Source organism: Bartonella sp. MU37NMGALS, assembly GCF_042194015.1.
GTDB classification, from domain to species: Bacteria; Pseudomonadota; Alphaproteobacteria; order Rhizobiales; family Rhizobiaceae; genus Bartonella; species Bartonella grahamii.
The window spans coordinates 1-501 of record NZ_JBHIML010000180.1 but is presented as its reverse complement, the minus strand read 5'-3'; the positions used below and the strand labels follow the sequence as shown (position 1 = coordinate 501).

Genomic DNA, 501 nt, shown 5'->3' with positions numbered 1-501 from the left:
AGAGGTATCATAGCTTTCTGATAGGGTGATATTATTGCCAGCATCAATGTTGACATCACGATCCGCCGAAACAATGGCTGCTTGCATATTTACATCATTGTCAGCAGTAATCTGCACATCTTGGCGTGCCGTGATGTGTGATTGTGTGGAAGTGGTTTCCCATTGGTCCCCTGTGTCTTTGGCGCTTGCAATTCCAACACCCACAGAAGCACCGCTGTTGCTCTTTTCAAACTGAAACCCAAAGCCTGTACGTTCTTCCTTTGAGCTTGAGGAATGGCTATTATGACCAACAAGCACATTGACATCACGAGCTGCCGAAAGGTTAATATTCTCACCTGCAAGATCAGAGCCAACAATTTTCACATCTTTTTTCTTGGCAGTGATGTTGATATTGCCATCCGCATTGAGAGAAGAACCTTGATGTTCAAAACTCTCTTCATTTTCTGTCTTTCCCTCACTCCCGTATATCGACACAAAGCCCTTGCCTGATCCCACACCAAA

The 501-nt window shown here is 44.7% G+C and carries 1 protein-coding gene; it reads right to left on the bottom strand.

The window, feature by feature from the left end:
• Window positions 1–501, bottom strand: a 501-nt coding sequence (locus ACFIJP_RS09815) for a hemagglutinin repeat-containing protein (protein WP_375627241.1), incomplete at both ends; no start/stop codon positions are given.